Source organism: Mesorhizobium sp. 131-2-1 (assembly GCF_016756535.1).
Taxonomy (GTDB): Bacteria; Pseudomonadota; Alphaproteobacteria; order Rhizobiales; family Rhizobiaceae; genus Mesorhizobium.
On the sequence record NZ_AP023247.1, the window covers coordinates 6,755,939 to 6,774,513 of the forward strand.

Here is an 18,575-nt window from a genome sequence, read left to right on the forward strand (position 1 = left end):
GGCGCCGGTCAGGCGCTCGACGGCGTCTCTTGCAGTTCGGCCGCCTTGGTGCCGATGGTCATGGCGTTGCCACGCCAGTCGACGGCGCCGCCCAGCCAGCCGCGCGCCCATATCGCCGGCAGCATCGCGTCCCGCACGATCATGGCGGCGACGATGCGCGGCGATAGATACCAGCCCTTGGCCCAGGCGAGCGCGCATTCCGGCAGGTAGGCGAACGCCAACACGCAAAGCGCGGTGGCCGGCAGGCTGACGCCGGAATGAGCCGCCGCCAACAGCGCGAACAGCAGCGGCAGCGCCGCACCGGTCATGATCTCCGGCGCGAAGAACAGCGGGAAGGTGACGCGGCGCAGCCGCGCCCAGCGCGCCTGGCGCGACCAGATCTCACCAAACCTGCGCTCGCCGAGCGGCTGCTCGAAGGGCGAAGCGACGAGATGTACGCGAAGGCCAAGCCCGTTGACCAGCTTGGTCGCGGCGGCGTCCTCGGCGATCTCGGCGGCGAGGGCGCGAATGCCGCCATTGGCGTCGAGCATGGGCTTGTTCCACAGCATGCTCTTGCCCTGGGCAAAGCCGAGACCGAGCGCCTCGCCAGCATATTGCCAGCGCGCCTGCAGCGTGTTGAGGAAGGCGCATTCGACCTCGGCCCAGAAACCATCCGGCCGCGAGCCGATCGGCGTCGAGCAGACCAGGCCGGTGTCCGACCGCCAGGCGGCCATCAGATGCTCGATATAGTCGCGCGGCATCAGCACGTTGGAATCGGCGAGGATCACCCAGTGGTGGCGCGCCGCCTCCCAGCCCTTGACGCAATTGTTGAGCTTCGGATTGGCGCTGACGCGGTCGTCGCCGACCAGCAGCCGCGCCGGCACTTCGGGAAACCGGGCAATCGCCCTGTTTATCAGCGTGACCACCGGATCGTCGCCATGGGCGACGCAGAAGACGAGCTCGTAACGCGGCCAGTCGAGCGTGAAGGCGCGCTGGAGCGTCTCCTGCGTGAACGTCTCGATGCCGCGCGAGGGGATGACGATCGACACCGGCGGCGTCCGGCCGGCCGGCCGCGACACGCCGCGCGGCGGCTCAAGCCTGAAAGCCGCGAACAGGATGCTGGCGAGATTGACGAGAAGCAAGGCTATCGAAAGCAGGGCAGCGGCTATGGCGATCAGGTCCATCGAGGTCTGGTCACTCCGGAAAAGCCGGCCTGGGAATGGCCGTCTTGAACAAGTCGACAGAGCGATGAGTCGCCCGGCACGGTCCGCGCACACCATCATTGTCGTGTGTCACTTAAATGACATTGTTTGCCGGCACGTGCGCATAAGGACGGAAGGGATGGGCATCACGCATCGTTGACCTGATAGCGGAGCGAGCCGAAAGTTCCCGAACTGTTTGGAGCAGCTCATGTACCGCGCCGTCACGCGCAAAATCGAAGTGCAGGTCAGGCCGTTCTATCTGGAGGATCGCTCCGATCCGTCGGAGAACCGCTATGTCTGGGGCTATCACGTGACCATCGACAACCAGTCGGACGAGTTCGTGCAGCTGCTGTCGCGCTATTGGCACATCACCGACGGCAGCGGCCGCGTGGAGGAGGTGCGCGGTGCCGGCGTCGTCGGCGACCAGCCCGAGCTCAATCCCGGCGACAGCTACCAGTACACCTCCGGCTGCCCGCTCTCGACGCCGTCGGGCATCATGGTCGGCCACTACACGATGCGCAACAAGCGGGGCGAGACGTTCGACGTCGCCATCCCCGCCTTCTCGCTCGACCTGCCGGGCACGCGGCGGACGGTGAACTGATATCCAGCTCGCAACCCTACCATCGCGGCCCGGGCTACTGTCGAAGCGCCGCCTTCTACTCCATGAGCAGCCTAAGGCCCCTTTTTCTCACCGGGTTTCATGGGCGGAAGCGTCTTGATGTAGGCGTAGACAGCCGCGACATCCTCGCTGCTGAATTCCTTGAGCATTGCGAAGGGCATGACGTTGCTTACGACGCTGCCGTCCGGGCGCTTGCCGCTCTTGAACATTGCGGCGAACGCGGCTTCGGTAGGGTAACGCGATATGGCGCTGTCTTCACCGGGAGTCAGGTTGGCCGCCGGCGGCCAATCGGGGGGGCCGCCTTCGATCGGGCCGCCGCTGAGGGACGGATTGTGGCAGCCGATGCAGGCATTGGCGACATAGGCGCCATGGGCGAGCACATCTGTGGCGGCAACTGGCTGCGGCGGAGGCAAGGTGTGGTCGACCTTTTCCGCGGCATCGCGGACGAAGCCAAGCGCATAGAGCAGCCGAACAAGAAGCGGAATACGGAACTCGGCGGGGGTGCCGGTGGCAGGGGGCAGGCTTCTGGCATAGCCGATGATGGCCGCGATATCGTCGTCCGTGTAGCGGGCGAAGTCCTCGCTGGGCATGACGAGCAGCGGCCGGTTGTCCGGCTTCACTCCATGGCGGATGACCTTGACCCAGTCGAGATCGGTGAAGTTGGCGACGACGCTGCCCGCGGCCGGGGTGATGTCGGGGGTCTTCACGAAGAAGCCTCCTGAATCGAGCATGACCTTGCCGGCACCGTCGGGACCATGACACTCGGCGCAGCCGCGGGAGTCGAAAAGGTATTTGCCGCGCTCAAGCGCGGCAGAGCTGGTGGCGGCGGTGACCGGCTGGACGTTCAGGTCTACGACGCGATCGAGCTTCTGCCGGCTTCCAACAACGGCATAGATGACACCCGCCGCGCTGATGGCGACAACAATGCATGCGAGCCATAGGAAGATCTTGAAGAGTTTGTACATAGAGGCGCCCAAGAGCGCCGATGCAAAATCCCTCAATATCCACCGGCAACCGGCGCAGAGAGATATTGTTCGAAAGGGGTGCGACTAGCAAGCGCACCCCCAGCGGTCATAGTCACGACCACAAGCGATGCCCTCACCGGTCTGCATGGCAAACCGGTGAGGGCGTGAGCCTTACTGAGCGGCGCCGAACTCCGTCGGATCGAAGTCATACTGCGTCGAGCAGAACTCGCAGGCGACGTGGATGCCCCCATCCTCGGTGCTGTCCTTGATCTCGTCGGCGGAGAAGCCCGCGAGGATGCCACGGATCTTCTCGCGCGAGCACGAGCACTGGTCGGCTACCGGCACGCCGCCGAACACACGCACGCCGTGCTCGTGGAACAGCCGGTAGAGCAGCCGCTCGGCGCCGACCGTCGGATCGATCAGTTCGGTTGGCTCGATGGTGCCGAGCAGCGCCAGCAACTCCTGCCAGGAATTGTCCGCCGGATCATGCACCGCCTCGCGCGGATCGCCGTCGCCGCCGGAAATATCCGGCACGCGCATGCGTTCCGGCGCCTTCGGCAGGAACTGCGCCAGAAGACCGCCGGCGCGCCACTGCTCGCGGGCGCCGCCGGGACCGGGGGTCACCAGCTTGGCCACCGACAGCCTGATATCGGTCGGAATCTGCTCCGACTGGCGGAAATAGGTGCGCGCGGCCTCCTCCAGCGAGGAGCCGTCGAGCTGGACGATACCCTGATAGCGCTGCGTGTGGACGCCCTGGTCGATGGTCAGCGCCAGCACGCCGTTGCCGAGCAGCGTCTGCTGCGAGACCTCGCCGGCGGCGGTCAGCGCCTGCAGCCGGTCGGCATCGAAGCGCGCATAGCCGCGCAGCGCATGCGGCGTGGAGAAATCCGCCACCAGCATGTCGACCGGCCCATCGGTGCGGGTCTGCAGGATGAACTTGCCCTCGAACTTCAGCGAAGTGCCAAGCAGCACCGTCAGCACGCAGGCTTCCGCCAGCAGGCGGGCGACCGGCTCCGGATAATCGTGGCGGGCAAGAATGGCGTCGAGCATCGGCCCGAGCTGGACGGTGCGGCCGCGCACGTCGAGCGGGGCGACCTCGAAGGGCACGACGTGATCGTCGCCGGCATAGCCGAATTCGCCGAGTTGCGGGTGATGTTCAGTCACTTGACGGGTTTCCAACATGACAAAGCTCCGGGGCGCGGCCATGCCGCCCTTTTGGGGGCATGCGTCCAAACGCGCTCGATTTGCGTGATGCGCCGCAGATAGGCATCACACCTCCGGAGATCAAGCTCCCAGACACCAGGCCAAAACCGCCTTCTGGGCGTGCAGCCGATTCTCGGCCTCGTCGAACACCACCGAATGCGGGCCGTCGATGACCTCGTCGGTCACCTCCTCGCCGCGATGCGCCGGCAGGCAGTGCATGAACAGCGCGTCGGGCTTGGCCTTCGCCATCAGCGCCGCATTGACCTGATAGGGCAGGAAGACGTTGTGGCCGCGCGCGCGATGCTCCTGGCCCATCGACACCCAGCAGTCGGTGACAATGCAATCGGCTTGGTGGACAGCCTCCTCGGCCGAGCGGGTGAAGTTCAGCTTGCCGCCATTGGCCTTCGACCAGTCGATGTGCTTCTCGTCGGGCTCGCTGCCTTCCGGCACGGCCACGTTGAGGTTGAAGCGGAACCGCGCCGAGGCCTCGAGCAGCGAATGCAGCACATTGTTGCCGTCGCCGGTCCAGGCAAAGGTCTTGCCTGCCACCGGACCGCGATGTTCCTCGAAGGTCATGATGTCGGCCATCAGCTGGCAGGGATGGGTGTCGTCGGTCAGCCCGTTGATGACGGGAACCGTGGCGTTCTCGGTCAGCTCCAGCAGCCGCTCATGCGAGGTCGTGCGGATCATGATGGCGTCGACATAGCGCGACAGCACCTTGGCCGTGTCGGCGATCGTCTCGGAACGGCCGAGCTGCATCTCGGTGCCGGTCAGCATGATGGTTTCGCCGCCAAGCTGGCGCATGCCGACGTCGAAGGACACGCGCGTGCGGGTCGACGGTTTGTCGAAGATCATCGCCAGCACCTTGCCTTCGAGCGGCCTGGTGCGCTCGCCGGCCTTGAGCCTGGCCTTTCGCACCACCGCGTCGTCAAGCATGAAGCGCAGATCGCCTTCGGAAACGGCGGAGAGGTCGGTGAAATGGCGAACGGACATCGGCAATGGTTCCGGAATTACTTCGCGGCGGCCGAGGCGATGGCATCCGCCAGGCCCCGGGCACCTGCGCGGATGCGGTCGAGCGCCTCGCCGATCTCGGCGTCGGTGACGGTGAGCGGCGGCAGCAGGCGGATGACGTTGTCGCCGGCCGGGACCGCGAGCAGATGCTGGTCGCGCAGCGCCATGTTGACCTTGGTGTTGGGCATGACGCATTTCAGGCCGAGCATCAGGCCGGTTCCGCGGATGCCTTCGATGACCTCGGGAAACTCATCGGCGACGCCGGCCAGTCCCTGTTTCAGGAGCAGCGCCTTGCGCTGGACGTCCTCGAGGAAGCCCTCCTCCAGCACCACGTCGAGCACGGCGTTGCCGACCGCCATCGCCAGCGGATTGCCGCCGAAGGTGGTGCCGTGCACGCCGGCGGTCATGCCGACTGCTGCCTCGTCGGTGGCGAGGCACGCGCCCAGCGGGAAGCCGGCGCCGATGCCCTTGGCGATCGCCATCAGATCCGGGGTGACGCCGGACCATTCATGCGCAAACAGCTTGCCGGTGCGGCCGATGCCGCACTGGACCTCGTCGAAGATCAGAAGCAGGCCGTGCTGGTCGCAAAGCTGCCGCAGCCGCTTCAGTGACTGCGTCGGCACCGGACGGATGCCGCCCTCGCCCTGCACCGGCTCGATCAGGATGGCGGCCGTCTCCGGCGTGATCGCCTTCTCCGCCGCATCGATGTCGTCGAAGCCGACCTGGTCGAAGCCTTCGACCTTGGGGCCGAAGCCTTCCAGATACTTATACTGTCCGCCGGCGGCGATCGTCGCCAGCGTGCGGCCGTGGAAGGCGCCTTCGAAGGTGATGATGCGGAAACGCTCGGGATGGCCGTTGACGAAATGGTAGCGCCGCGCCGTCTTGATGGCACATTCCAGCGCCTCGGCGCCGGAATTGGTGAAGAACACCTTGTCGGCAAAGGTCGCCTCGACGAGCCGTTCGCCGAGCCGGCGCTGCTCCGGAATCTCATAGAGGTTGGAAACATGCCACAGCTTCGCGGCCTGCTCGGTCAGCGCCGACACCAGATGCGGATGGCTGTGGCCGAGTGAATTGACGGCGATGCCGCCGGCGAAATCGAGATATCGCTCGCCCTTGTCGGTGACCAGCCAGGTCCCCTCCCCGCGGTCGAAGGCCAGGGGTGCGCGAGCAAAGGTCTCGTAAAGCGCCGAACCGCTCATTATATTGCGTCTCCGGAACCGGAAAATCAAAAAAGCCGCCAAAGCGGCGGCCTTTGCGGCTTATCGTGTTTTTCGGCCATGAAGTCAACGAAAACGTCGCGCATGGGCGCGCGGCACGCCCCCGACGAGCTGCCGGTTCATAAGCGGCCGGCAAGTTGGGGAAAACCGGAAAAACCGATTCGTGTTGCCCCGGGGACTCTTGTCACCGAGTCAGCGCATGAGGTATTTGTAGTCGAGAAATAACTAGATTTCGTGCGGCGGACCTAATCACCCGATATATGTGGTGTTGTCTGCCCGGCGAGAGCCGGGACGGGAAGGGATTCCGATCGCCGCACGCCTCAGCAGGAGCGCGGTCTCATGAACTGGACTGACGAGCGGGTCGAACTTCTCAGGAAACTGTGGTCGGAAGGGCTGAGCGCCAGCCAGATTGCCGCACAGCTTGGGGGCGTCAGCCGCAATGCGGTCATCGGCAAGGTGCATCGCCTGAAGCTGTCGGGCCGCGGCCGCGCGACGGCCAGCCCAGCGCGCCAGAAGAAGACCGTGCAGGGATCGTCCATCCAGAAATCGGTATCGCGCGCCGCTACCGCCACGCGCCATGTCACCACCTCGATCGGCGCGACCGCGCTGCAGGCGCAGTTCGACGCCGAGCCGGTGGCGCGCCACTACATCCGCCCGGTGGAAAACGTGGTCGTGCCGATCTCGCGGCATCTGCAGCTGGTCGAGCTGACCGAACGCACCTGCAAATGGCCGAATGGCGACCCGCTGTCGGAAGACTTCAACTTCTGCGGCAACGACGCCGGCGAAACCGGGCCGTACTGCAAATATCATGCAAGGGTGGCGTTCCAGCCGGCGGCGGAGCGCAGGCGGAACAGGTAGTTAGGGAGTAGGCAGTAGGCAGGTATGTTCTGAGCCGGGCTGGCGAGGGCTTTCTTACCCTACTGCCTACTGCCTACTGCCTACTGCCTACTGCCTACTGCCTACTGCCTACTGCCTACTGCCTACTGCCTTACCTTCACAGCCATCCATTCTTGCGAAACCGCCAGTACAGGAACGAGCAGATCAGCGCGATCGCCACCAGCACCGTCGGATAGCCATATTCCATATGCAGTTCCGGCATGTCGTTGAAATTCATGCCGTAAATGCCGGCGAAGGCGGTCGGCACCGCCAGGATGGCGGCCCATGAGGCGAGCTTCTTGGATATCGCCGTTTCCTGACTCTGGCCGACCAGAAGACTGGCTTCGAAAGCGAAGGCCAGCACCTCGCGCAGGCTGTCGATCTTTTCCTGGACCGTACGGATATGGTCAGTCACGTCGCGGAACAGCGGGTGCATGGAGGCATTGATCTGCGGCAGGTCGGCGCTGGTCAGCCGGCGGCAGACCTCCACCAGCGGCAGAGCCGCGTTGCGCAGCCGCAAGAGATCGCGGCGCAGCATATAGAGCCGCTCGATGTCGGAGCCGGTCATTGGCCTGAGCAGCACCTTGTCCTCGATCGCCTCGACCTCGTCCTCGATCTGCTCCAGCACGGGCATGTAGTTGTCGACGATGAAGTCGAGGATGGCATAAAGGACGAAGTCCTCGCCCTTGGCGAGCGAATGCGGGCAGCTTTCCCAATGCTGGCGGACCGCGGCATAGGATGTCGAGGGTCCATGCCTGACGCTGACGATGTAGCCGGCGCCGACGAACAGGTGCGTCTCGCCGAAGGTGACCCGGCCGTCGATCAACTGGGCGGTGCGCGCGACGATGAACAGGGCGTCGCCATATTGCTCGATCTTCGGCCGCTGGTGCGGATGCTCGGCATCCTCGATCGCCAGATCGTGCAGATGGAATTGCGCCTGGACGCGCAGCAACAGGTTGCGATCCGGCTCCAGAAGTCCGATCCAGACGACATGGTCCGGCTTCTTGGCCCAGTCGCCGGCCTCCTCGATCGGAATGTCGGCGATACGCCGGCCGGCCGTATAGACGCTTGACGCGATAATGCCGGACGTCGGCGCAGGAGCCGGAGTGAGGTTTCGAACGTTTTCCATGGCAACCTCCTGAGACACGGCCACTGATCAGGATTCAGGAACGTTCGCGGGAGCTTAGCCTAAATTAGCACGGTGTTCGAGAGGCGGTCGTTCACTTCACCGGCAGCATGCCGGGAACAACGACCTTGTCCGTCTTGTCGCCCTTCGGCCGCTCGGCCGGCATCTGGTCGCCGGTGACGATGTAGTAGATGGTCTCGGCGATGTTGGTGGCGTGATCACCGATGCGCTCGATGTTCTTGGCGCAGAACAGGAGATGCGTGCAGGGCGTGATGTTGCGCGGATCTTCCATCATGTAGGTCAAAAGCTCGCGAAACAGCGAGGTGTACATGGCGTCGATCTGGTCGTCGCGGTCGCGCACGAAGCCGATCTTCTCCACCGAGCGCGAGGCATAGACGTCGAGCACTTCCTTGAGCTGCGTCAAGGCGAGGTCGGCCAAGGCCTCGAGACCGCGGAACAGGCTGGTCGGCTGGCGCCCGTCGATGACGGCCGCCACGCGCTTGGCGACATTCTTGCCGAGGTCGCCGACGCGCTCGATATCGGCAGAAATGCGGATGGCGCCGACGATCTCGCGCAGGTCCGTCGCCATCGGCTGGCGCTTGGCGATGATGACGATCGCCTTGTCGTCGATCTCGCGCTGCCCTTCATCGAGGACCTGATCGTCCCGGATGACCTTCTGGGCGAGGCCGGGATCGGCGTTGACCAAAGCGGTGATCGCCTGCTCGACCATGCGCTCGGCATGGCCACCCATCGCAGCGATCCGCTTCGACAGGTATTTCAGCTCTTCGTCATAGGCGCTGACGATATGCACGGACTGCATGGACGAAATGCCTTCCCCGGGTCTTCCGCCGAGTCGTTTCCTCGAATCCTGCGCTGATACGCTAGCCGGATGACAGAAAAAAGAAACGGACAGTTGGTAGATAGTACGGCGTCAGGCCGCCGGCAAATGGACCGAGAACGCCGCGCCCTTGCCGACTTCCGACTTGATCGACAGCCTGGCGTTGTGGCGCGTCAGTATGTGCTTGACGATCGACAGGCCGAGGCCGGTGCCCTTCTGGGTGCGGCTGCTTTCGACATCGACCCGGTAGAAGCGCTCGGTGATGCGCGGGATGTGCTCTTCGGGGATGCCGGGACCGTAATCCTGGATGGTGACGTCGATGCCCTGTTCGGGGCCGGTCCCGTCGCGCGCGATCGACACCGTGACGCGCCCGCCCGACTGTCCGTATTTGCAGGCGTTCTCCAGGAGATTCTCGAAGACCTGGAAGAGCTCGTCGCGGTCGCCCGGCACGTCGAGCGGTCCTTCGACGAAGTCGCGCTCGATGACGACGCCGTTCTCACGGGCAAGCGGCGCCAGCGAGTCGATGACGCTGTCGATGGTCTGGCGAAGATCGACCTCGGTTCCCGGCTTGAGATAGGGCTTCATCTCCAGCCGCGACAGCGACAAGAGATCGTCGATCAGGCGGGCCATGCGGCCGGTCTGGTTCTGCATGATCTGCAGGAACTGGTCGCGCGCCGCCGGATCACCGCGGGCCGGCCCGCGCAGCGTCTCGATGAAGCCCGATATCGAGGCAAGCGGCGTGCGCAGCTCATGGCTGGCATTGGCGATGAAATCGGCGCGCATCCTGTCGATCCGGCGCGCCTCGCTCTGGTCCTTGAACACCAGCACAAAGAGGTCGGTGGCGTGGCCGACAGAGGATGCGCTGACGCGATAGGCCCGCTCGACCGGCAGCTTTTCGGTGTAGTCGACAACATCGGACGCGACTGTCCCCGACAGGACGCTGTCCAGCAAGGCCTGCATTTCGGGGGCGCGGAATTTCAGCGACAGCGACATGCCCGGCGCGATGCCGCCGAAAGCAGCGAAAGCGGCGGCGTTGGCGTGGACGATGGTGGCGGTGCGGTCGAAGATGATCAACGGATCGGCGACGGCGGCCGCGAGGTATTCGCCGGAAAGCCGCTCCAAGCCGCCTGCCTCGATCGCCGCCGCGTTCTCGATCGACTGCCGGGCGCCGCCCGACGGAAGCAGCGCGGCCGCCAGCAGCAGCGCAATCGCCGCCACGAGCACATAGGCCGATGTGCCGGCAAGGCCGTAGACGGCGAAAACCGCGACGAAGCCGGCGGCAAGCAGCCAGCGGCTCGCCCACAGCCGCGCGGCTACCGGTTGCGCCGTGCCTTTGTGCTCCGCGTTCAGCTCAGCCATTCGCGCGCTCGCGCCCCATGCCTCTTCCCCCGTCGCCGGTCGCGAAAACTTCCGCTGGACCGGTCTGGAGTGCTACAGCGTCATTTGCGCATCCAAACGGGGGCGCGGCGCCGTTGAGGCTCCCAATAGCATGAGTCCGCAGGCTGGAAAGGTTCGTCTCGATGAAAAAAGCCAAGGAAAGTCCCGCCGCGGCGCCGGCACAGGGTCCGCTGAAAATCAGGATCGGCGGCAAGGAGCGTGAATTCGACATCGAGAACCCGGTGCTTCCGGACTGGATCGAGGACAACAAGCTGACCGCCGGCGGCTATCCCTACGACAAGAAGTTGAAGAGTGAGGAGTATGACGCGACGCTCGAGCAGTTGCAGATCGAGCTGGTCAAGGCGCAGGCCTGGCTGCAGGCGACCGGCAAGCGGGTGATGGCGCTGTTCGAGGGTCGTGACGCCGCTGGCAAGGGCGGCACGATCTTCGTGCTGCGCCAATACATGAACCCGCGCACGGCGCGCAATGTGGCGCTGACCAAGCCGACGCCGCCGGAGCTCGGCCAATGGTATTACCAGCGCTATGTCGACCATTTCCCGACATCGGGCGAGTTCGTGACCTTCGACCGCTCCTGGTACAACCGCGCCGGCGTCGAGCCGGTGATGGGCTTCTGCACGCCCGAGCAGCACGAGAAATTCCTCGACGAGACACCGCATTTCGAGCGGATGATCTGCAACGAAGGCATCCACTTCTTCAAATTCTGGCTGAACATCGGCCGGGAAACCCAGCTCGAACGCTTCCACGACCGCCGCTGGAGCCCGCTGAAGAACTGGAAGTTCTCGCCGATCGACGTCGCCGGCATCAACAAATGGGACGATTACACCAAGGCGCGCGACCTCATGGTCGAACGCACGCACAAGGAGTTCGCGCCCTGGATCATCGTGCGGGCCAATGACAAGCGGCGGGCTCGGCTGGCCGTGATCAGGCGCATCCTGTCGTCGCTGCCCTATGACGGGCGCGACCTCGATATTGTCGGCAAGGAAGACAAGAAGATCATCGGCGAAGGGCCATCATTCCTAGAGAAGTAGGTCCCATTTCGCCGACGATACGGAGGCTGCCGGGCCTTATGCCGCCAGCCGCGCGATGCGCTGCAGCCGCTTCAGGGTGGTGTCGTCCTGCAGCGCCTGCTGGAATAGCGATATCTCCTGGTCGATGCGGTCGCAGAGCGCGTTTGTGTCGCCCTTGAGCAGGCCGCGCGTCTGCAGGAGCGCGGCGACCGGCTTCTTGCCCAGCTGCCTTGCCCTGAGAAGAGCCGCTTCCTCGGCGCTGCCGTCCGCCACGACCTCGCCGACCAGGCCGAGCGCCTTGGCGTCCTCGGCATGGAGCGTGTCGCCCAGGCAGAAGAAGCGGAAGGCGCCGGCATAGCCGAGCTTCTGCGGCGCCAGGATGCTGGTTGCCGCGTCCGGCACCAGGCCGAAATCGACAAACGGCACCCTGAACGTGCTGCCGCTCGAGGCGATGACCATGTCGCAGTGGAACAGGATGGTGCAGCCGACTCCGACGGCATCGCCGTCGACACAGGCGAGCACCGGTTTCGGAAACGTCGCCAGCGTGCGGAACATGTCGGTGACGGCGGCGATCAGCTGCTGATGCTTGGTGGCGTCGAGGAACTCGGAGAAATCGCCGCCAAGGCAGAAACAGCCTGCCAGGCCGCGCAGCACGACGACGCGCACGTCATCGTTGACGGCGGCTTCATGGAAGGTCCTGGCGAGGCTCGCATAGGCGCGCCTGTCCAGCACCGGCCGGCCATCATGTGAGGAAACCGTGACGACCAGCGTGTGGCCGCGTAATTCTGGTTGCGGGTGGATACTCATAACAAACTCCAATCACGATGCCTGCCGCAGGCCGAGCCTGTCGGGATAGCCCCTGGCCAGCACAGGGGCGAAATGATTGCGGCGCGCGCGCACCACGTCCAATGTGTGTTCGGTGAACGTGAGCAGCGTGGCCACGACCTGTTGATTGCCGTAGGTGCGCTGATAGCCGAGCGGCGTCGCCAGGAAATGCAGTTGCAGTGCGCGCAGGACCCACATCGGCTCGAACTCGATGATGACCTGGTTGACGTTGCGTTTCAGTCCCCATTCGACGAAGCCGGCGATCAACTCGGTGCCGACCGTCGATACCCCGCGCTTGCCATCGCGGAAGCCCGGCGCCACGGCATAGCGCGTCAGCTCCCAGACGCGCGGCCCCGAGGGCGGCGTGCCTTCATAGAGGTCCTGCAGCACCTCGGTCAGGAGATGCGCCCTTGTCGTCGGCAACATCCGCTGATAGCCGGCAAGCTCGCCGTTGCGGATGACGAGCTGGTGCACCGCCTCGTCATGGTCGAACTGGTCGATCTCGAGGCCGTCGGGGCGTTCGAGATCGGTCCATCCCATCTCCTCGACGAAGATCTTGTAGCGCAACCGGTGGACGGCTTCCCAAAGGTCGGGACGCTCCATTAATTCTTGGGTTGTTAGGGAAAATAGCATTAGCCGTCTCCTGTGTTCAAAAGGAAGATACGGCCGGGCATTCCCGAAAAAATTACGCGATCGCGTAGGCAAGAATTTCTAGGCCGGCACGGCCGACCTAGCTAATATAGCCGCGCCTAATCGCTTCCGCGACGGCTTGCACCCTGTTGACGGCACCGAGTTTGCTTTTGGCGTTAAGAAGGTGTTTCTCGGAAGTGTGTTCCGAGATACCTAGAATTTGAGATATTTCCCATTCGGACTTGCCGACGGCGGCCCATTGCAGGCATTCGCGTTCGCGCGGCGTCAATTCGATGTGATCGATGGTCTTGGCGGCCATGGTGTGGATTTGCATGGCGCGGCCGATCGCATAGGTCGCCACGAGCGACACGATACCGAACTCCGACTCGGACAATTCAACGGCCTCGCCGCCCAGCGACACCATGACGATTTGCCCGTCGAGCGTGATCAGCGGGAAAGCCAGGCCGTCGCGCAGCTTGAACTCCCTGGCGTCGCCCATCACCTCGCCGCTGCTCTTGTCGATGCGGATACCTTCCGCGGCCTCCCGCCATTGGAACGGCGCCTGAAGCTGCTTCATGTGACTGACGACGGGATCGTGATCGACGTAGTTGCGCGCCACATAGCGCTCCAGCCACTCGCCCGGCCAGTCGCAGAGCAGGACGTGGTCCTTCTGCTGGCCGCGCGGCGTGCCCGGGTGCGGAACCGTTCCAGCCATTAGCGCCGTCAGGCCGAAGTTCGACGTGACGCCAAGCAGCCTTTCACAGACCGCGGCCGCCGTGTTGGCGTGCTGCAGCTGATCGATGTATTCCAGTGTGCGATCAAAATGACCCATCGCAACATCTACCCCATGTTGCCATCCGCATTAGAGATCGATGGTAGATGCCTGACCCTCGCTTCGCCATCAACCCCGGATTGCAAAGCAGCACCGCTTTCGTGACCGGCCGATTGCCCCCCTTTCAGCCGCCGCCGCGGAGCTATTTGCAAACTCCCTAAACCATACGCCTAAATTCGCAGGTTGAAATCAAAAACCATTGTGTCGGCTCTATTTTCGTACGAAAAGCCCAAGGACATGACTGGGCGGAGTCTTCTTGTGACATTGTGGCGGATGGTCATCGCCCTGTCGATGCTTGTAGCGGCGCAGTTTTTTGCCGCCATGACATTTGCAACCGAGCCGCAGGTGCCGGTGCTCTGGGACGCCAAGGAGCGGCTGCCGAAGCCCGACCTCTCGGCGCTGCCGCGCCTCAGATTCCTCACCACCACCGACTTCCCGCCGTTCAACTTCCTCGACGGCGGCGGCCGGCTGTCCGGTTTCCATGTCGACCTGGCGCGGGCGATCTGCGCCGAGCTCGGCATCGCCGAGAAGTGCCAGATCCAGGCGCTGCCCTGGGCCGAGCTCGACGAGGCGCTGCAGAAAGGCGAAGGCGAAGCCATCATCGCCGGCATCGCCGCCACGCCGGAGACGCGGACGAAATATGCCTTCTCGCGCTCCTATCTGCAGTTCCCGGCGCGCTTCATCATGCCGAAGGCCAAGGCCTTCGCGGAGCCGATCCTCGACAAGCTGCGCAGCAAGCGGGTCGGCGTCATCGCCGGCTCGGCGCATGAGAAGATGCTGCGCGACTATTTCGGCACCGTCCAGGTCGTGCCCTTCGACACGCCGGAAGCGCTCTTTGGCGACCTCAAGGCAGGCAAGATCGACGCTGCCTTCGGCGACGGCATGCGCTTTGCCTTCTGGCTGGGTGGCACCGACGCGGCCGGCTGCTGCCGCTTCGCCGGCGGGCCCTACCTGGCGCCGGAATATCTGGGTTCGGGCATGGCGATTGCCACCCGCGCCGGCGATCCGGCACTGGCGGCGGCCATGGACTACGCCCTGCAGGAAATCTCGATCAAAGGGACCTTCGCCGAGTTCTACCTGCGCTATTTCCCGGTGAGCTTCTTCTGAGGACCTGAACCCCCAGCAGCCCTCGGCCCGTGCCAGTGTCAGGTGAGCGTGCGAAGGCGCGCTTTCGCCGCGCGAGCGATCGCCGCGACGGTCAGCGTGTCGAGATCGAGCTTGAGGCGGATGAGCTGCAGCACCCGCACCTCCTCCATACGCATTTCGAGATCGACGGCGGCGACCTCGAAAGCGGCGGCATAGGCGGTGTCGCGCAGCCGCTCGGGCAGCGCCCCGGCAACGAGTTCGAGCACGCCTTCGAGCCCGTCCTCGTCGTGCAACGCCTTCTGGCAGGCCTGGGCAACCGCCACCAGCCTGTCCTGGTTGAAATCCACGAACACCGGCCATGAGCGGACGACGTCGCCGATGCGCGCGAGCTCGACATCGGTCATGTCGCGGTCGGAAGCCGAAGTGATGACCATCAGGTAGATCAGGGCATCGTGTGGCGTCAAAGGCATTCAAAACTCCTTGATAATAGGCCTCGAAGGTAGGGGTCCCATAAGGGCGCTGCAAGGAAAACCGCCGCAAATCGTTGACGCTCCGGCCAGTCACGCCTAGAGGACCGGTTGAAAATCTTACCCGCCGGCAAGCCGGCCGATAGCTGGAACTTTTGACATGACGGGATCAAACATCATCGATCTCAATCCCGAGATGCTTTCGGCCGCGGCCGAAAGCAAGGCCTGGCCGTTCGAAGAAGCCAAGAAGATCATCGCGCGCTACAAGAATGCCGCGTTTCCCGAGACCGTCCTATTCGAGACCGGCTACGGGCCGTCCGGCCTGCCGCATATTGGCACCTTCGGCGAAGTCGCCCGCACCTCCATGGTGCGCCACGCCTTCCGCGTGCTGACCGGGGACAAGGTCAAGACCAAGCTGCTCTGCTTCTCCGACGACATGGACGGCATGCGCAAGATCCCCGACAACGTGCCGGACCGCGCCGCGCTCGAGCCGTACCTGCACCAGCCACTGTCGTCGGTTACGAACCCGTTCGGGGGCGACTATGCAAGCTTCGCCGACCACAACAATGCGATGCTGTGCCGCTTCCTCGACACGTTCGGCTTCGACTACGAATTCGCCAGCGCGACGCAGTACTACAAGGCAGGCCGCTTCGACGAGGTGCTGCTGCGCGCCGCCGAGCGCTATGACGAGATCATGGCTGTCATGCTGCCGACGCTGGGCGAAGAGCGCCAGGCGACCTACAGCCCGTTCCTGCCGATCTCGCCCAAGAGCGGCCGCGTGCTCTACGTGCCGATGAAGCATGTCGACGCCAAGGCCGGCACCATCACCTTCGACGACGACGGCACCGAAACCACGCTCTCGATCAAGGGCGGCAAGGTGAAGCTGCAATGGAAGCCGGATTTCGGCATGCGCTGGGCCGCCCTCGGCGTCGATTTCGAGATGTTCGGCAAGGACCACCAGACCAATGCGGTGATCTACGACCGCATCTGCAACATCCTCGGTGGACGCGCGCCGGAGCATTTCGTCTATGAGCTGTTCCTCGACGAGAACGGCCAGAAGATCTCGAAGTCGAAGGGCAATGGGCTGACCATCGACGAGTGGCTGACCTATGCGCCGACCGAGAGCCTCGGGCTCTACATGTACCAGCGGCCAAGGCAGGCCAAGAAGCTCTATTTCGACGTCATCCCGCGGGCCGTGGACGAGTACTACACCTTCCTTGGCGCCTATCCGCGGCAGGACTGGAAGGAACGGCTCGGCAATCCGGTCTGGCACATGCATGACGGCAATCCGCCGGCCATCTATCTGCCGGTGCCGTTCTCGCTGCTGCTCAACCTGGTCAGCGCCTCCAATGCGCAGAACAAGGACGTGCTGTGGGGTTTCATCTCGCGCCACGCGTCTGGCGTGACGCCTCAGACGCATCCCGAGCTCGACCGTCTGACCGCCTACGCGATCCGCTATTTCGACGACTTCGTGAAGCCAACCAAGGTTTTCCGCGCAGCCGACGACGTGGAGCGCGACGCGCTGGCGAAGCTTTCCGATGCGCTCGGCGCACTGCCGCAGGGCGCAGACGGCGAGGCGATCCAGAACGCCGCGCTCAACGTGGCGCGTCGGATCGAGCGCTATCAGGACCACTCCAAGCAGAGCCCGGAAGGCGGGCCTGGTGTTTCCGTGGCCTTCTTCCAGATGATCTACCAGGTGCTGATCGGGCAGGAGCGCGGACCGCGCTTCGGCTCGTTCGCCGCGCTCTACGGCGTGGCCGAGACGCGCGCGCTCATTGGGCGGGCGCTGGCTGGTCAGCTAGCGGCGTAAGGACGCCGTCCTCTTCCTGCAGGATCGAGCCCGGCGCGGACGGCGCCGGGCGCGATGCAGCCGGCAGTGACGGCAGCCCGCCAAGGTTCGGGGCCGGTCCGAAAATGCCCTTTTTCCCCGCGCGCGCCTTTTCGCCCGCCTCGACATAGGGGCCGCCATCGGCGGCGCGCGCCCAGCCATTCTCGACCAGCCACCCGCCGATATCCTGGTTGCCGATCCGGCATTCGGCTGAGATGAGATCGCGGCCGCCCTCGGGCGGCACGGCGCAGACCAGGGCGCGGCCGCGCAGGAAAGCCCGGAACGCCGTCCTCGCCCTGGTGCCGCAGGCCCAGGACTTGCCGTCGGCACTGCAGGTTTCGTCCGGCTTGACGACATCGACACCGGAAATCGCGACCGAATAGCCCTTGGCCTCGATCAGTCCGGCGGCGGTGGCCACCGGTTGGAACAGCTTGGTGCCGTTCCAGTCGTCCGGCATTTTCAACTTGGGCGGGCCGGCGAGCGCAAGATCGCTGAGCGGCGCGCGTGGCTCGACGCGCTCGAGCGCCTCGCCGGGGAGTTGCGGCGGCGCCACCACGTCGGGATCGATCGGCCTGGAATGGGTGGGAGGCTTCACCGGCTGCGGTGCCGGAATGGCTGCCGTGGCCGGGGCTTCAGGCGGCATGTCGGCGCCCTCCTCGGCGGCCGTTTCGGCCGCCGGATCGATGCGGTCGACCGTGTCGACGCTTTCACCGCCCTTCAGCGCGCGGCCTCCGGCGACGACGAGCGCCGCCATTGCCGGCACCGTCAGAACAGCCACGGCAAGATGGAGCAGCCGCACTTACTGACTTGCCCAGACGATGCGCGCCACCCATTCGATGTCGCGCATCGGGATATCGCGGTCGGGATGGTCGGGATTGAGGGAGACCAGCACAATCGACTTCACGGTCTGGCGTTCGAGCACTTTGGCCATCACCTCGCCGGCGGTGGTCTTGACGACCACACGGTCGCCCTTGCGGGTGGCGGCGCCCGGCTCGACGATCAGCACGTCGCCGTTGCGGTAGAGCGGCAGCATGGAATCGCCCTGCACCTGCAGCGCATAGGAGCTTGCGGTTGCCCTGGCCGGCAATTCGACCAGATCCCAGCCCTGCCCGGCCGGATAGCCGGCATCGTCGAAGAAACCTCCGGCGCCGGCCTGAGCAAAGCCGAGCAGCGGCACCGCCGACCTGCGCGCCTGCCAAGCTGAGGTCGCGCCGTGGCCCTCCACCAGTCCGGTGAACTCCTCCAGCGAGGCGCCGGTGGCCTCGATGATCTTGGCCAGCGATTCGGTCGACGGCCAGCGCGGCCGTCCATCCGAGGACAGGCGCTTCGACTTGTTGAAGGCGGTGGAATCGAGGCCCGCGCGCCTGGCCAGGCCAGACGCCGAGAGCGAATAGCGCTCGGCGAGAGCATCGATGGCAGCCCAGACACGCTCATGCGAGAGCAATCGAGCTCTCCTTCAAGACAGG

The 18,575-nt window shown here is 64.6% G+C and carries 19 protein-coding genes; 5 read left to right on the forward strand and 14 right to left on the reverse strand.

Annotated elements, in window-relative coordinates:
* Positions 1-8: 8 nt before the first annotated feature.
* Positions 9-1,163, reverse strand: coding sequence for a ceramide glucosyltransferase (locus tag JG743_RS32440; protein ID WP_202296564.1), 1,155 nt, complete (start codon positions 1,161-1,163; stop codon positions 9-11).
* A gap of 226 nt (positions 1,164-1,389) precedes the next feature.
* Between JG743_RS32440 and apaG the strand changes: the two genes are divergently transcribed.
* On the forward strand, positions 1,390-1,782 hold the full coding sequence (apaG, locus tag JG743_RS32445) for a Co2+/Mg2+ efflux protein ApaG (protein WP_202296572.1): 393 nt from the start codon (positions 1,390-1,392) through the stop codon (positions 1,780-1,782).
* A 71-nt stretch (positions 1,783-1,853) separates the two neighbouring features.
* Here apaG and JG743_RS32450 read toward each other — a convergent pair whose 3' ends face one another.
* From JG743_RS32450 to JG743_RS32465, 4 genes are all read right to left on the reverse strand, one after another.
* Positions 1,854-2,765: a c-type cytochrome gene (locus JG743_RS32450; protein ID WP_202296574.1), complete on the reverse strand. Its 912-nt coding sequence runs from the start codon at positions 2,763-2,765 to the stop codon at positions 1,854-1,856.
* Positions 2,766-2,936: 171 nt separating this feature from the next.
* The gene (locus JG743_RS32455; protein ID WP_202296576.1) at positions 2,937-3,971 is read right to left on the reverse strand and encodes an Hsp33 family molecular chaperone; all 1,035 of its coding nucleotides are present in this window, start codon (positions 3,969-3,971) and stop codon (positions 2,937-2,939) included.
* A gap of 78 nt (positions 3,972-4,049) precedes the next feature.
* Positions 4,050-4,961, reverse strand: coding sequence for an ornithine carbamoyltransferase (gene argF, locus JG743_RS32460; RefSeq protein WP_202296578.1), 912 nt, complete (start codon positions 4,959-4,961; stop codon positions 4,050-4,052).
* 17 nt (positions 4,962-4,978) lie between these two features.
* Complete coding sequence (locus tag JG743_RS32465) at positions 4,979-6,178, reverse strand: aspartate aminotransferase family protein (RefSeq protein ID WP_202296580.1); 1,200 nt, start codon at positions 6,176-6,178, stop codon at positions 4,979-4,981.
* 357 nt (positions 6,179-6,535) lie between these two features.
* Here JG743_RS32465 and JG743_RS32470 point away from each other — a divergent pair, with 357 nt between their 5' ends.
* Positions 6,536-7,054, forward strand: a complete 519-nt coding sequence (locus JG743_RS32470; RefSeq protein ID WP_202296582.1) for a GcrA family cell cycle regulator — start codon at positions 6,536-6,538, stop codon at positions 7,052-7,054.
* A 136-nt stretch (positions 7,055-7,190) separates the two neighbouring features.
* Here JG743_RS32470 and JG743_RS32475 read toward each other — a convergent pair whose 3' ends face one another.
* The 3 genes from JG743_RS32475 to JG743_RS32485 form a co-directional block, all read right to left on the reverse strand.
* Entirely contained in the window at positions 7,191-8,201 is a 1,011-nt protein-coding gene (locus JG743_RS32475; protein ID WP_202296584.1) for a magnesium and cobalt transport protein CorA, read from the reverse strand.
* A gap of 91 nt (positions 8,202-8,292) precedes the next feature.
* Positions 8,293-9,018, reverse strand: coding sequence for a phosphate signaling complex protein PhoU (phoU, locus tag JG743_RS32480; RefSeq protein WP_202296586.1), 726 nt, complete (start codon positions 9,016-9,018; stop codon positions 8,293-8,295).
* Positions 9,019-9,129: 111 nt separating this feature from the next.
* Positions 9,130-10,395: an ATP-binding protein gene (locus JG743_RS32485; protein ID WP_202296588.1), complete on the reverse strand. Its 1,266-nt coding sequence runs from the start codon at positions 10,393-10,395 to the stop codon at positions 9,130-9,132.
* Positions 10,396-10,556: 161 nt separating this feature from the next.
* On the opposite strand from JG743_RS32485, the gene ppk2 reads away from it, so the two are divergent.
* Positions 10,557-11,462 carry a polyphosphate kinase 2 gene (gene ppk2, locus JG743_RS32490; protein WP_202296590.1) on the forward strand — a complete coding sequence of 302 codons (906 nt, stop codon included), beginning with the start codon at positions 10,557-10,559 and terminating at the stop codon, positions 11,460-11,462.
* Between the two features lie 36 nt (positions 11,463-11,498).
* Here ppk2 and JG743_RS32495 read toward each other — a convergent pair whose 3' ends face one another.
* The 3 genes from JG743_RS32495 to JG743_RS32505 all read right to left on the reverse strand — a co-directional run bounded on the left by JG743_RS32495 (position 11,499) and on the right by JG743_RS32505 (position 13,728).
* Complete coding sequence (locus JG743_RS32495; RefSeq protein WP_202296593.1) at positions 11,499-12,248, reverse strand: enoyl-CoA hydratase-related protein; 750 nt, start codon at positions 12,246-12,248, stop codon at positions 11,499-11,501.
* A gap of 12 nt (positions 12,249-12,260) precedes the next feature.
* The gene (locus JG743_RS32500) at positions 12,261-12,899 is read right to left on the reverse strand and encodes an acyl-homoserine-lactone synthase (RefSeq protein ID WP_202296595.1); all 639 of its coding nucleotides are present in this window, start codon (positions 12,897-12,899) and stop codon (positions 12,261-12,263) included.
* Between the two features lie 97 nt (positions 12,900-12,996).
* Positions 12,997-13,728, reverse strand: a complete 732-nt coding sequence (locus tag JG743_RS32505; RefSeq protein WP_202296597.1) for a helix-turn-helix transcriptional regulator — start codon at positions 13,726-13,728, stop codon at positions 12,997-12,999.
* A gap of 273 nt (positions 13,729-14,001) precedes the next feature.
* Here JG743_RS32505 and JG743_RS32510 point away from each other — a divergent pair, with 273 nt between their 5' ends.
* Positions 14,002-14,835, forward strand: coding sequence for a transporter substrate-binding domain-containing protein (locus JG743_RS32510; protein ID WP_446720923.1), 834 nt, complete (start codon positions 14,002-14,004; stop codon positions 14,833-14,835).
* 38 nt (positions 14,836-14,873) lie between these two features.
* On the opposite strand, the gene JG743_RS32515 is transcribed toward JG743_RS32510, so the two are convergent.
* Entirely contained in the window at positions 14,874-15,284 is a 411-nt protein-coding gene (locus tag JG743_RS32515; protein ID WP_202296601.1) for a tellurite resistance TerB family protein, read from the reverse strand.
* A 157-nt stretch (positions 15,285-15,441) separates the two neighbouring features.
* Between JG743_RS32515 and JG743_RS32520 the strand changes: the two genes are divergently transcribed.
* On the forward strand, positions 15,442-17,091 hold the full coding sequence (locus JG743_RS32520; RefSeq protein ID WP_202296611.1) for a lysine--tRNA ligase: 1,650 nt from the start codon (positions 15,442-15,444) through the stop codon (positions 17,089-17,091).
* Here JG743_RS32520 and JG743_RS32525 read toward each other — a convergent pair.
* Positions 17,054-17,908, reverse strand: a complete 855-nt coding sequence (locus JG743_RS32525; RefSeq protein WP_244673025.1) for a thermonuclease family protein — start codon at positions 17,906-17,908, stop codon at positions 17,054-17,056. The two genes, JG743_RS32520 and JG743_RS32525, sit on opposite strands and share 38 nt — an antisense overlap.
* Entirely contained in the window at positions 17,909-18,553 is a 645-nt protein-coding gene (locus tag JG743_RS32530; protein WP_202296613.1) for a S24 family peptidase, read from the reverse strand.
* Positions 18,554-18,575 lie beyond the last annotated feature (22 nt).